Source organism: Sporosarcina highlanderae, from assembly GCF_030433715.1.
Classification (GTDB): domain Bacteria; phylum Bacillota; class Bacilli; order Bacillales_A; family Planococcaceae; genus Sporosarcina; species Sporosarcina highlanderae.
In genome coordinates this window covers 86,135-99,659 of sequence record NZ_JAROCC010000005.1, presented here as the reverse complement: position 1 = coordinate 99,659, position 13,525 = coordinate 86,135, and the positions used below count along the sequence as shown (strand labels likewise).

At 40.7% G+C, this 13,525-nt stretch carries 10 protein-coding genes; all 10 read left to right on the top strand.

All coding sequences use genetic code 11. The annotated features are described in order from the left end of the window. Nucleotides 1–37 precede the first annotated feature (37 nt). The 10 genes from P5G49_RS07920 to ymfI all read left to right on the top strand — a co-directional run bounded on the left by P5G49_RS07920 (nt 38) and on the right by ymfI (nt 13,520). Nucleotides 38–1,705 carry a ribonuclease J gene (locus P5G49_RS07920; RefSeq protein WP_301242956.1) on the top strand — a complete coding sequence of 556 codons (1,668 nt, stop codon included), beginning with the start codon at nt 38–40 and terminating at the stop codon, nt 1,703–1,705. Between the two features lie 75 nt (nt 1,706–1,780). Further along, the gene (locus tag P5G49_RS07915) at nt 1,781–4,156 is read left to right on the top strand and encodes a DNA translocase FtsK (RefSeq protein WP_301242955.1); all 2,376 of its coding nucleotides are present in this window, start codon (nt 1,781–1,783) and stop codon (nt 4,154–4,156) included. A gap of 163 nt (nt 4,157–4,319) precedes the next feature. Beyond that, the gene (locus P5G49_RS07910) at nt 4,320–5,048 is read left to right on the top strand and encodes a GntR family transcriptional regulator (protein ID WP_301242954.1); all 729 of its coding nucleotides are present in this window, start codon (nt 4,320–4,322) and stop codon (nt 5,046–5,048) included. 161 nt (nt 5,049–5,209) lie between these two features. Continuing rightward, nucleotides 5,210–6,271, top strand: a complete 1,062-nt coding sequence (locus P5G49_RS07905; protein WP_301242953.1) for a BMP family lipoprotein — start codon at nt 5,210–5,212, stop codon at nt 6,269–6,271. A gap of 261 nt (nt 6,272–6,532) precedes the next feature. Then, entirely contained in the window at nt 6,533–8,086 is a 1,554-nt protein-coding gene (locus tag P5G49_RS07900; protein WP_301242952.1) for an ABC transporter ATP-binding protein, read from the top strand. Then, nucleotides 8,076–9,122, top strand: coding sequence for an ABC transporter permease (locus P5G49_RS07895; protein WP_301242951.1), 1,047 nt, complete (start codon nt 8,076–8,078; stop codon nt 9,120–9,122). The genes P5G49_RS07900 and P5G49_RS07895 overlap by 11 nt, the downstream gene beginning before the upstream one ends. A gap of 1 nt (nt 9,123) precedes the next feature. Then, the gene (locus P5G49_RS07890; protein ID WP_301242950.1) at nt 9,124–10,089 is read left to right on the top strand and encodes an ABC transporter permease; all 966 of its coding nucleotides are present in this window, start codon (nt 9,124–9,126) and stop codon (nt 10,087–10,089) included. Nucleotides 10,090–10,222: 133 nt separating this feature from the next. Next, nucleotides 10,223–11,488, top strand: a complete 1,266-nt coding sequence (yfmF, locus tag P5G49_RS07885) for an EF-P 5-aminopentanol modification-associated protein YfmF (RefSeq protein ID WP_301242949.1) — start codon at nt 10,223–10,225, stop codon at nt 11,486–11,488. A 2-nt stretch (nt 11,489–11,490) separates the two neighbouring features. Continuing rightward, entirely contained in the window at nt 11,491–12,789 is a 1,299-nt protein-coding gene (gene yfmH / locus P5G49_RS07880) for an EF-P 5-aminopentanol modification-associated protein YfmH (RefSeq protein WP_301242948.1), read from the top strand. Between the two features lie 2 nt (nt 12,790–12,791). Next, complete coding sequence (ymfI, locus tag P5G49_RS07875) at nt 12,792–13,520, top strand: elongation factor P 5-aminopentanone reductase (protein WP_301242947.1); 729 nt, start codon at nt 12,792–12,794, stop codon at nt 13,518–13,520. The last annotated feature ends 5 nt before the right edge of the window (nt 13,521–13,525 follow it).

The window sequence follows — 13,525 nt, the reverse complement described above, 5'->3', positions numbered from 1 at the left end:
CATCGGTCTTTTATAAACAAGTATAGGAGGAAATAATGTGACAAAAGTAAAAAATGAAGTAATAAAAGTAATCCCCCTCGGAGGAGTTGGGGAAATTGGAAAAGCAATGTACGTCATTGAAATAGATGATGAGCTATTCATAGTGGATTCGGGGCTTATGTTCCCGGAGGGGGAAATGCTAGGAATTGATATTGTCATTCCTGATTTGACATATATAGAGGAGAATAAGGAGAGGGTTAAAGGGATCTTCCTGACTCACGGTCATGAGGATGCAATCGGCTCCATCGCTTATCTTCTCCAAAAAGTGCAGGCGCCTGTATATGGGTCGAAACTGACTTTGGCACTTGCAAAAGAGCATTTGAAAGATATGCCAGCGCCTGCGGGTGTGAAGTTTTTCGAGGTCACAAACAAAAGCCGTATGAATTTTAAACGGACGTATGTGACGTTCTTCCATACTACCCATAGTATTCCCGACTCCCTTGGTATCGTATTCCATACAAGCGAAGGGGCAATTGTACACACAGGAGAATTTAAATTCGACCAGTCAGCTAAAGGTAAATACCGTCCGGACATTGCGAAAATGGCTGCTCTTGGAGAAGAAGGTGTGTTCATACTCATGTCTGACTCCAATGAAGCGGAACGCCCGGGGTATACAACTTCAGAGCTGGTTATTGAAGAGAGGCTATCTACAACGTTCCATGGGGCAGAGGGGCGAATCCTTGTTGCGCTTTATGCATCCAATTTCATACGAATTCAACAAGTATTTGATAAAGCACTTGAAACCGGAAAAAAAGTCGCAGTTGTTGGTAAAAGTCTGGAAAGCTATTTCGAGGTGGGAATGCGCTTAGGCTATTTACAAATAGACGAAGATATGGTCATTTCGGTGAAGGATATTGGAAAATATTCTGATGACCAAATCGTTATTATCGTAACTGGAAATAAAGGCGAGCCACTCGATGCGCTTGAAAAAATCGTGCGAAAATATCATAAGGACATAAAGATCAAAGAGACTGACACAGTCCTAATCACTTTTACTCCTTCTCCAGGCATGGAAGTTTCCATGTTTAAGATGGCAAATGAATTGTCGAAAGCGGGGGCGAATGTCCTAACTGCATCTCGAAACGTTCACGTGTCCGGACATGGAAGTCAAGAGGATTTGAAGTTTATGCTGAATCTAATGCAACCTAAATATTTCATCCCAATCCAAGGTGAATACAAGATGCTGATTGCCCACTCCAAGCTTGCCCAGCAGGTAGGTTTGCAGAAATCTCAGATCTTTATTGCGGATAAGGGAGATATCGTTGAATATAAAAATGATAAAATGAGGATGAGTGGCCGGGTACAGGCTGGAAACATTCTTATCGACGGTATTGGAGTCGGTGATGTCGGCAATATTGTCTTAAGAGACAGAAAGCTACTGTCACAAGATGGGATATTTACAGTAGTAATTACACTAAGCCGTAGACAGAAAAAAATAGCTGCAGGTCCTGAAATTGTGTCACGGGGCTTTGTTTATGTCCGTGAATCAGAGGAGCTGTTGGAAGAGTCCAGAAAGCTCGTTCATAAGATTGTCGAAAAGTATGTGAATAAAGATACATTCGAATGGACAAACATAAAACAAGAGATCCGTGATACGTTGAGTTCGTATTTGTTCCAACAAACAAAAAGAAGACCAATGATCATCCCAATTATTATGGAATACTAATTCAACTAAAAACAAAAAAGGATTTCCATGCCGACCGGACGGCGGGAAATCCTTTTTGTGAAAGGAGGAGAAAACATGTCCAAAAAATCGAAGAAAAGAAAAAGGACCAGTGCTTCACGGAAAAAGAAAGATGGCTTAAATCCATTAGTGTATGAAGTTTCAGGTTTAACAATGATTGGCTTCGCTATTATTATTATTTTTGAATTTGGAATGGTAGGGAGGGGTCTGTCCTCATTTGCGAGACTGCTGTTTGGTAATTGGCATGGAGCTGTCCCATTTTTATTGATCGTACAAGCACTTCTGTTCATGATCAATCGTAAAACAGTAGGATGGAAAAATCGTATTGTCGGGGGTAGTCTGTTCATACTTGCAAGTTTATTACTCTTTAGCCATATCCATTTATTCAAAGAACTATATGAAAGCAAAGTACTTATGACAAATTCGGCTTTGAAAGAGACATGGAAAGTCCTTGTAACTAATGGAGGAATAACTTCCAGAAGTGGGGCGCTCGGTGGGGGAATAACAGGTGCCATCCTTTTTGCTTTATTCCATACATTATTCGATTCCTCCGGCGCGACTGTTGCAGGGGTACTTCTATTATTGGTCGGTATTATTCTATTAACCGGAAAAGCATTTGTTCCGTATATATTGGAAATGTATCCAAAAATAGCAGAATCCTTTAAGTCGAAATTCGAAAGGGACGAAAAGAACAGAAAGAAAGAAAAAAAACCAAAAGAAAAACAAGATTCACCTATACCATCAAGAATGTCCCGTTCCAAAAAAGGGAAACAAGCTGATATTGATAATGAGCAAGAATTTACACCTGATGTGGGTGAACAGGTAGAAATTATCTCTAAACCGATTATTTCTAATTTCATGGAAAATGTAAATAAGTCAACCCACGATGAACAAGCCGCTGTGGCGGAGATGGAAAGACCTATAGAGCAGAAAAGGGAAGAAACGAGTAGCCCTGATCAAAATCAGATGGACACGTATTCTGGTGTTGCGGGTGAGGAGGAGAATGTTTCATATAATCTTCCGCCGCCTTCATTACTACGCCAGACGCCTTCAAATGACCAATCTGCTGAGTTTGTTTCCATCCAAGCCAATGCCGAAAAGCTAGAGAAAACGTTTTTAAGTTTCGGTGTGAAAGCAACAGTTGAACAAGTCCATTTAGGCCCTGCAGTAACAAAGTATGAAGTGCTACCGGACACAGGTGTGAAAGTAAGTAGAATCGTTAGTCTATCAGATGATATTGCTCTTGCCCTTGCAGCAAGTGATATTCGAATCGAAGCACCGATTCCAGGGAAATCGGCTGTCGGGATAGAAGTTCCAAATAGTTCGGTCGCTATTGTTAGTTTGCGGGAAGTGATTGAGGCAAAGGAAAATAATCGCCCTGATTCTAAATTGATGATTGCACTTGGTCGGGATGTAACCGGACAAGCGATGATGGCTGAGTTGAATAAAATGCCTCATGTCCTTGTCGCCGGATCGACTGGTAGCGGAAAAAGTGTTTGCATAAACGGCATCATTGTTAGTATTCTTATGCGTGCTAAGCCACATGAAGTTAAAATGATGATGATCGACCCTAAGATGGTTGAATTGAATGTATACAATGGCGTTCCCCATTTATTGGCGCCTGTTGTTACCGATCCTCGGAAAGCTTCCCAAGCTCTAAAGAAGGTCGTGTCTGAAATGGAACGTCGATACGAGTTGTTTTCTCATACAGGAACCCGAAATATAGAAGGATATAACGAGCATATTGAAAAATGGAATGAAGAAAATGGGGAGAAGCACCCGAAAATGCCATATATCGTTGTCATCGTTGATGAGCTTGCTGATCTAATGATGGTTGCTTCAAGTGATGTCGAGGATTCTATTACTCGTCTTGCTCAAATGGCAAGGGCGGCAGGAATCCATTTAATCATCGCAACTCAACGCCCTAGTGTAGATGTCATTACGGGGATTATTAAGGCGAATATTCCTTCGCGAATTGCTTTTGCTGTGTCATCCGCAGTGGACTCAAGGACAATTTTAGATGGTTCTGGTGCCGAGAAACTTTTAGGTCGGGGAGATATGTTATTCTTACCGGCAGGTGCATCAAAACCGGTTCGAATTCAAGGAGCTTTCGTATCCGATCAGGAGGTCGAAAGTATTGTAGATTTTGTCATCGAACAACAAAAGGCACAATACCAGGAAGAAATGATACCGACGGATATAGAGGAAGTACAACCTCACGAGGAAACAGATGAATTATATGACGATGCCGTTCAATTGGTCCTTGAGATGCAGACTGCATCTGTCTCTATGTTGCAACGTCGATTCCGAGTAGGATATTCAAGAGCAGCCCGAATTGTGGACCAAATGGAAATGCGGGGGGTCGTAGGTCCTCCGGAAGGAAGTAAGCCAAGACAAGTGCTCGTCTCTCGAAGTGAAATGGATGTTCATTAATGATTTTTATGAATACCGAATTGAATTTGTATTAATTTCCTATATAGAAATCTTGTTTTTTATAAAATCTACTGTTTATTTTGTAGGATGAAGATGATATAGTATGAATGATTAGGTAAGATGTAACACGTCTGAGGTCTAACCTCATAAAGGGGGGATGAGTATGTTGGTTAAGACGGATCATAGGCATTTATACGTACAAGTGATTGAACGTTTAAAAGATGATATCGCCTCCGGAATCTTCAAAGAAAATGAGAAATTCCCCTCGGAATTTGAGCTTGCCAGGAACTTAGGTGTCAGCAGGGCTACACTAAGGGAAGCCTTGCGTGTCCTTGAAGAAGAAAAAGTGATTATTCGTAAACATGGAGTAGGAACATTCGTCAACCCGCGCCCATTATTTTCGTCTGGTATTGAACAACTAACAAGCGTCTCCTCAATGATTCGTGAGGCAGGAATGGAACCAGGCACCATATTTATGGAGGTTCAGGAGAATCCTCCAAATGATGAGATGGTGGGAAAATTTGATTGCGGAACGGAAGATAGTCTTGTTACAATTAAGAGGGTTCGAACAGCAGATGGAGATCCAGTTGTATACTGTATTGATAACGTCCTATCCAAGAATTTAAATGCTGGCGCAGAAGACTTATTGAATGAATCGATTTTCGATTCACTCGAAAAATCAGGTAAGATTAAAATCTCCCAAGCTATAGCGAATATCGAACCTGTCGGATATGATGATGAAGCCTCATCGATTCTACGGTGTGGGGTGGACATTCCATTGCTTGTTTTAATTCAGTACCATTATAGTGAAGAAGGCGAAATGGTCCTATACTCCAAAAATTATTTTAGGGCCGATAAATTCAGCTTTCATGTAGTTCGAAAAAGGGTATAAGGTCAATTGGAAAATTGTCAGGCAATCCTTCATTCAATTGCAGGTGAGAATGCTCACCTGTGGTTTTTCTGTAAGCGGTTGCTCGCATTCCAAGTGTCTTTTAATAGACGTTCATACGTCAATATTTTTATACCAAAATAAAAAACAGGGAGGTCCAATCAGTGAGCAAACGTAAATACGGACTTGCATTATCATTGGTTCTAGCAGCAGGTACATTACTTGGTGCATGTGGTACGGACAAAGACAAAAAAGATTCTACATCATCAAAAGGTGGGAATGAATCGGACTTTTCAGTAGCGATGGTTACGGATGTCGGCGGTGTTGACGATAAATCCTTCAACCAATCGGCTTGGGAAGGGATCCAAAAGTTCGGGAAAGACAATGGATTAGCTGAAGGAGATGGTTATGCATACCTTCAATCAAAAGGTGAAGCTGACTATACAACTAACCTAAATGCTCTCGTTCGTCGCGATTTCAACCTGGTTTTCGGTGTTGGTTTCATGATGGAAGACGCAATTGGAACAATCGCAAGTCAACAAACTGACAAACAATTTGCAATTATTGACGGTGTTGTTGATGAGCCGAACGTTGCAAGCATCCTGTTTAAAGAGCAAGAAGGTGCATTCCTTGCGGGTGTTGCTGCTGCTTTAATGACAAAATCCGATAAAATCGGTTTTGTCGGCGGTGTGGATATCCCAGTTATCAATCGTTTTGAAGCTGGATTTGTTGAGGGTGTTGCAGCAGTAAACCCTAAAATTAAAGTAGACGTTAAATACACTGGAGCATTCGACAAAGCTGAACTTGGTAAAGCTGAAGCGGCTCGTATGTATTCTTCAGGCGTTGACATTATCTTCCACGCAGCTGGTGGAACAGGTAACGGTGTATTCTCTGAAGCGAAGGAACGTAAACAAGCTGATAAAAATGCAAATGTATGGGTAATTGGTGTTGACTCTGACCAATACGACGAAGGTCAAGTTGGTGATGTCAACGTTACATTGACTTCAATGCTTAAACGTGTTGACGTAGCTGTTCAAGACATTTCTGCACTTGCTAAGGATGGTAAATTCCCTGGCGGGGAAACAAAAGTTTACGGCCTTCATGATGATGGAATAGCCCTTGCAGATTCCCGTGGCGCGATTCCTGAAGATGTTCTGAAGAAAATTGACGAATATGCTAAAAAAATCGCTGATGGTGAAATCGTAGTTTCTGAATCTCTGAAATAATTTTGATAAACAGCAATTAGGGCCGGTTTAGTCCGGCCTTTGTTGTGGATATGAGTAATGTGGGTTTTATACTTATCGATAATTTGTAGAAATTAATAGAGTAAAAGGTTCTTTACCACCAATGTAGAAGGACTTATGACTGAGACATAAGGCTTTTTTTGTTCAGGTAATTCCTTTGTTTGGGATATACGAGAATCTTTTATTGTATTAATTTTTTTCCTTATAATCAACCTTTAATTATTATACAAGGAAGTGAATCCATTGGAATATGTCATTGAGATGTTGAACATTACAAAGAAATTCGGTGAATTCCGGGCGAATGACAACATCACCCTGCAACTCAAAAAAGGGGAGATTCATGCGTTATTAGGCGAAAATGGCGCAGGAAAAACTACATTGATGAACGTATTATTCGGACTATATCAACCTGAAGAGGGAGAAATACGTGTCAATGGGAAAAAAGTCAATATTTCGAATCCGAATGTCGCGAATGATTTAGGCATTGGCATGGTTCATCAACATTTCATGCTTGTTGAAAATTTGACTATTACCGAAAATATCATACTTGGCAGTGAACCTAAAAAAATGGGTGTTGTCAACATTAAGGATGCTGCGAAAAAAGTCGCGGAAATCTCAAAACTTTACGGTTTGAATGTGGACCCTTATGCGAAAATAGAAGATATTTCGGTAGGTATGCAGCAGCGTGTTGAAATATTAAAAACTCTTTATCGCGGAGCAAACATTCTTATTTTTGATGAACCAACGGCCTCACTAACACCTCAGGAAATCCAGGAACTGATTGCCATCATGAAGAAGTTGATAACTGAAGGCAAGTCAATCATTTTGATTACTCATAAGCTACAGGAAATAATGGATGTATCTGATCGAGTCACTGTCATCCGAAAGGGTCAAGGAATCGGGACTGTTGTTACTTCCGAAACGAATCCAGAGGAATTGGCAACGTTGATGGTAGGGAGACAAGTTACATTTAAAACAGAAAAGGGACCAGCGAATCCCACTGACGAAGTATTGTCCGTTCAAGATCTTGTCGTTACGGATAATAGAGGGATTGAAAGGGTAAAAGGTTTGAACCTTTCTATCCGAAGAGGTGAAATTGTCGGATTAGCCGGTATTGATGGTAATGGACAAACAGAGTTAATAGAAGCTATTGCTGGCCTGCGAAAGGTGAAAGGCGGTAAAATTACAATAAATTCGAAAGACATTACTGGTAAAAGTCCAAGAGAAATAACGCAATCAGGCTTAGGACATATCCCACAAGACCGACATAAGCATGGACTTGTTCTTAATTTCTCTGTTGGCTATAATGCCGCTTTACAAGAATATTACCACGAGCCATACTCGAAAAACGGTATTATGAATTATAAGGTAATCTCCGAAAAGGCTAATAAAATCATAGAAGAATATGATGTTCGTACTCAAGGAGAATGGGAACTCTCCCGTGCGCTATCCGGAGGTAATCAACAAAAACTCATTATCGGCCGAGAAGTATCCCGGGATCCTGACTTGCTAATAGCAGCACTGCCGACGAGGGGACTTGATGTCGGAGCGATTGAATTTATCCATAAAAGGTTAATTGAACAGCGTGATAATGGTAAAGCGGTTTTCCTAATATCATTCGAGCTTGATGAGGTCATGAATGTTTCGGATCGCATTGCGGTAATTCACGATGGACAGATTGTAGACACCGTAATTCCGTCAGAAACAAATGAACAGGAATTGGGTCTATTAATGGCGGGTCATGCGATAAAAGGAAAAGATGCGTTGAAAGAAGGTGTGGATCGAGATGTCAAATAGAGTTGTAAGTCTTTTAGTTCCGGTCATTTCGATCATACTTGGTTTACTTGTCGGAGCAATCGTTATGCTATTCAGTGGCTATGATCCTGTGAATGGATATATAGCTTTGTGGAATGGAATATTTGGAGACAGCTATGCCATTGGTGAAACGATTCGGCAGATTAGCCCATATATCCTTGCTGGTCTTGCTGTAGCTTTCGCATTCCGTACAGGTCTATTCAATATTGGTGTTGAAGGTCAGTTGATGGTTGGTTGGTTTGCGGCTGTATATGTAGGGGCTGCATTTGAACTCCCTATGATCATCCATTTACCAATTACACTTTTGGCTGCAGCGTTAGCGGGTGCCATTTGGGGACTAGTCCCTGGAATCTTGAAAGCTACTCTTCGGGTTCATGAGGTTATTGTTACAATTATGATGAACTATGTTGCCCTACACGTTGTTAATGCATTGATCAAAACCGTTTCAGGTGGTAGTTATAAAACAGAGAAAATCCAACCAACTGCATCGTTGCGTTCAGATTTCCTTTCAAATTTAACAGATTACTCCACCCTTCATTATGGTATTTTTGTAGCACTTGCAATGGTTATCGTAATGTGGTTCATCTTGGAAAAAACTAAAACAGGATTCGAGTTAAAATCGGTAGGTTTCAATGAAAATGCATCCCAATATGCTGGGATGAATGTTAAGAAGAATATTGTTCTATCAATGGTCATCTCTGGTGCGTTCGCAGGGCTTGCGGGTGCAATGGAAGGTTTGGGGACATTTGGTAGCATGACAAGTCAAGGTGGATTCACGGGTATTGGTTTCGACGGAATCGCGGTTGCGTTATTAGGTGCGAACACTCCACTTGGCGTCATTTTTGGGGCATCTTTGTTTGGCTCATTAAAGTATGGCGCGAACAATATGCCGAACGCTGCAAATATACCACTTGAAATCGTTTCAATCGTCGTTGCTCTCATCATTTTCTTTGTTGCTTCAGGGTATATTATCCGCGTTGGACTGCAACGTTTGAATAAGAAAAAGGAGGCGAAATGACATGAGCTTTTTAGAAGTACTTTATTTTATCATCCCAACTTCGATTGCTTATGCCGCTCCTCTTATCTTCACAGCAATTGGTGGCGTTTTCTCTGAACGTTCCGGTGTTGTCAATATTGGACTTGAAGGTCTTATGGTAATGGGTGCGTTTGTCGGTATTGTTTTTAATTTAGCTTTTGTGAATGTATTTGGCGGTTGGACACCATGGATTGCCCTGCTTGCTGCGATGCTTGTTGCTGCAATATTCTCAATCATGCATGCTGTCGCTTCTGTCTCTTTCCGGGCTGACCAGGTTGTTTCCGGGGTAGCGATCAATATGTTAGGGATTGCAATTGCTTTGTTCTCTGTAAAATTGATGTTTGGAAAAGGGCAGACTGATTTTATTCAGCAAAAGATTCCGCGTATCAACGTTCCAATCTTACAGGACATTCCTATTATCGGTCCAATGTTCTTCAAATCGTTATATGGAACTTCAGTATTGGCCATTGCGTTAGCTTTTGTTGCGTGGTTCGTCATTTACAAGACACCATTTGGTCTACGCCTACGCTCGGTAGGGGAACATCCGATGGCTGCTGATACGATGGGGATCAATGTAGCAAAAATTCGCTATGCTGCGGTTATCATTTCTGGCGGACTTGCGGGTATCGGTGGGGCAATTTACTCACAGACGATGACAGGCGACTTTGGTCATGCAACGATTAATGGGCAAGGTTTCATGGCGTTGGCTGCAATGATTTTTGGTAAATGGCATCCAATTGGAGCATTGGGGGCTGCCTTGTTCTTCGGGTTTGCTCAAACACTCGCTATCAGTGCAGGCTCAATAGATATAGATTTCATTCAAAAAATACCAGCTGTTTACTTCCATATACTACCATACGTCTTGACGATCTTAGCGCTTGCTGGATTCATCGGTAAAGCGAACGCTCCAAAGGCAAACGGTGTTCCGTATATTAAAGGCAGCAGATAAACTTAAATATGCCGCTTGGATTCCATAAAGGATTCCAAGCGGTTTTTTAATGCGTTTATTTTGCCTTGCCAACGCTGTGGAATGTATAGTGTAGAAAGGTATTCGTATAATAAAGGAAAAACGAGGTGTTCATATGTTTAAGAAAGTTGTGCTGCAAAAGGGCGTCAATTTATATATTCGGAAGACTGAACAATTTAAGACAATTACGATGTCAATCAAATGGATTTCCGATTTAGATGCAAAGCAAGCTGCGCATCGCGCCGTATTATCGAATGTACTTCAAGATTCAAATGCTGAGTATAGAGAGCAAAGTGAATTGCGTAAAGCATTGGATGAACTTTATGGCACCGTATTTTACATGGATGCTGCTAAACGTGATAACACTCATATGATTTCTTTGAATATGGAATGCGTGAATGACGAGTATCTATCGACAGACGGAGTTTTTAATGATGCTTTGAAATTGATGCAGACTGTTATTTTTAATCCGAATTTGCAAGACGGTTCTTTCGATGAATCTGTTGTTAGCCGTGAAAAAAGGACAGTTATTGAACGGATCCGTTCAATTTATGATGATAAAGCAAGATATGCTCATAAACGCATGTTCGATTTGATGCGCCCAAATAATCCTGCCTCCGTATCAGCTAATGGTACTGAAGAGGGTGTAGAAAGCATTACGGGTACAACGCTTCTCGATACATATGAGAAAATGTTGAAGAATGATGCGATTGACATTTATATTGTCGGAGATGTCAAAGAGGAAGAATTAGTTGAAAAGATTAAAGAGATGTTTAATTTTGAGGAGAGGGAATTTATTCGTCAGTCCCTTGAACTTGAGACCAATGAAGTGAAGGAAGTCCGCAAGGTTTTTGAAAAGCAGGATATGAAGCAAGGGAAGTTACAAGTGGGCTATAGTACACCTGTATCCTTCTATCATCCGGATTATCCAAAAATGCAAGTTACCAATGGTTTGTTCGGGGGATTTGCACATAGTAAGCTATTTATGAATGTCCGTGAAAAAGAAAGCATGGCGTACACTGTAAATAGCGCCTATGCCGCATATTATGGTGTTGTGTATGTAATGGCGGGGATTGATGCGGAGCTTGAAGAGAAAGCTGTTAAATTGATCGGTGAACAAATTGATGCGTTAAGGAATGGTAATGTGACGGATATGGAGCTTGAACAGACGGTCGCTCTGTTATCTAACAGCATTCGGAGTGCTTTTGATTCTGCAAGAGGGCAGATTGAAATATACGATCAATATAAATACTTTGATGAAGATTTCTCGGCAGATAAATGGATTGCAAAATGGAAAGCAGTTACAATCGAAGATATTAAGCAGATGGCCTCGCAGATTAATATGGAACTTATCTACTTGTTATCGGGAAGGGAGGCATAATAATGGAGAAAATTGTCTTTGAAAATTTACAGGAAACATTATTCCATGAAAAGCTCGATAATGGGTTAAGTGTATATATTTTGCCTAAACGTGGATTTTCTAAAACATATGTCACTTTTACAACGAAGTATGGTTCAATCGATAGAACATTCATCCCAAGAGGGAAAAAGGAGCTCGTAACAGTTCCGGATGGCATCGCACACTTTTTAGAGCATAAGATGTTCGATAAAAAAGAAGGAGATGTTTTCCAGAAGTTTGGGGTTCTTGGTGCCAGTGCGAATGCTTTCACCTCATTTACCCGAACATCTTACTTATTCTCTACAACTGAAAATCTGTATGAAAACACAAAAGTTCTGTTGGACTTTGTACAAGAGCCATATTTTACAGAGGAAAAAGTTGAAAAGGAAAAAGGGATTATTGCCCAAGAGATTACGATGTACGATGATAATCCTGATTGGCGAAACTATTTCGGAACGATTGAAAGCTTATACAAAGAACATCCCGTCAGAATCGATATTGCTGGAACTATTGAAACAATAGAGGAAATAACTGCCGAACATTTGTATGAATGCTACGAAACATTTTACCACCCTTCAAATATGGCGGTTTTTGTAATTGGGGCAGTTGACCCTGATGAGATGATGAATTTCATAAAAGAAGACCAAAAAGGGAAGGAGTTTTCTGAGCCTGAGGAAATTTTAAGACAATTTCCTGAAGAACCGATAGAGGCTGCAACAAAGAAAACTGTTCTTGAAATGGATGTACTGAGACCTAAATTCAATTTCGGCATGAAATGTAACCGCACAGATCTTAATGGTGAAGAAATGCTTCGTCAAGATTTGGCAGTCAATCTTGTTCTTGATATCCTTTTCGGTAGGACTTCCGAATTTTACACAAGGGCTTACAAAGATAATTTGATTGATGAAACCTTCCATTATGATTTCACTTTGGAAAAAGGGTTTGGGTTTGCAACGGTTGAGTCAGATACAGAAAATCCAACAGATTTGGAAGCTGCAATCCGAAAAACACTATCCTCCCAGGTCGAAAATTGGACTATTGCTGAATCAGACTTGGAACGTGCACGAAAGCGGAGAATCGGCCAATTCATGCGCTCGCTGAATTCGATTGAATTTATCTCCAACCAATTCACAACGTATAATTTTAATGATATGAATTTATTCGACGTTGTCCCGACCCTTGAAAAGATGACCATTGACCACTTGAAAGAAGCATTTTCTACTATTTCGAGTGAAGCAAGCCATACAGTCATGACGATCGTGCCTGGAGCAAAGGAAAACTGACCATGAAGCGCTTCGCAGTAATCCTTGGGGCATCCGGAGGTATTGGAGAAGCCATCAGCCGTAAACTGGCAGCTGATGGCTGGTCCTTATACCTTCATTTCAACAAAAATAATGGTCGAGTATCTCTTCTACAAAAAGAATTATCCGCATTATACCCGAATGGAGAATTTCACATCGTCCAGTCGGATTTCTCAAAACAAGAAGGTGCAGAAATCCTTGCCGCTCAAGTTGGTCATGTACAGGCTGTAATCGTCGCGTCCGGTCAATCGATGCTTAAGCTATTGACGGATACAACCGGACAAGATATGGATGCTTTATGGCGAGTGCATTTGCAAAATCCAGCTTTGTTCATCAGTTACATATCATCACAATTAAGAAGTCATCCAGTCTCATATATTGTCTTTATCGGTTCGATATGGGGAAATACAGGCGCTGCTAACGAAGTCATGTATTCAGCTGTAAAAGGAGCTCAGCATGCCTTCGTTAAGGCCTATGCCAAAGAGGCTGCATACACGGGTACACGGGTGAATGCGATAGCTCCCGGATGGATAGAGACACAAATGAACAATGAATTATCAGATGAGGATAGACAGATGGTAATTCACCAAATTCCTTTGCAGAAAACAGGTTTACCTGAGGAAGTTGCGGATTTTGCGAGTTTCTTAATTAGTGGGAAAGCAGATTATATGACCGGAGAAATAGTAAATTTGAATGGCGGATGGTATATTTAAATTTA

What these genes read in the sequence shown, in the direction of transcription:
- P5G49_RS07915 (WP_301242955.1), top strand. Translation starts at nt 1,781, where the DNA reads ATGTCCAAAAAATCGAAGAAAAGAAAAAGGACCAGTGCTTCACGGAAA.
- P5G49_RS07910 (WP_301242954.1), top strand. Translation starts at nt 4,320, where the DNA reads ATGTTGGTTAAGACGGATCATAGGCATTTATACGTACAAGTGATTGAA.
- P5G49_RS07895 (WP_301242951.1), top strand. Translation starts at nt 8,076, where the DNA reads ATGTCAAATAGAGTTGTAAGTCTTTTAGTTCCGGTCATTTCGATCATA.
- P5G49_RS07890 (WP_301242950.1), top strand. Translation starts at nt 9,124, where the DNA reads ATGAGCTTTTTAGAAGTACTTTATTTTATCATCCCAACTTCGATTGCT.
- yfmF (WP_301242949.1), top strand. Translation starts at nt 10,223, where the DNA reads ATGTTTAAGAAAGTTGTGCTGCAAAAGGGCGTCAATTTATATATTCGG.
- yfmH (WP_301242948.1), top strand. Translation starts at nt 11,491, where the DNA reads ATGGAGAAAATTGTCTTTGAAAATTTACAGGAAACATTATTCCATGAA.
- ymfI (WP_301242947.1), top strand. Translation starts at nt 12,792, where the DNA reads ATGAAGCGCTTCGCAGTAATCCTTGGGGCATCCGGAGGTATTGGAGAA.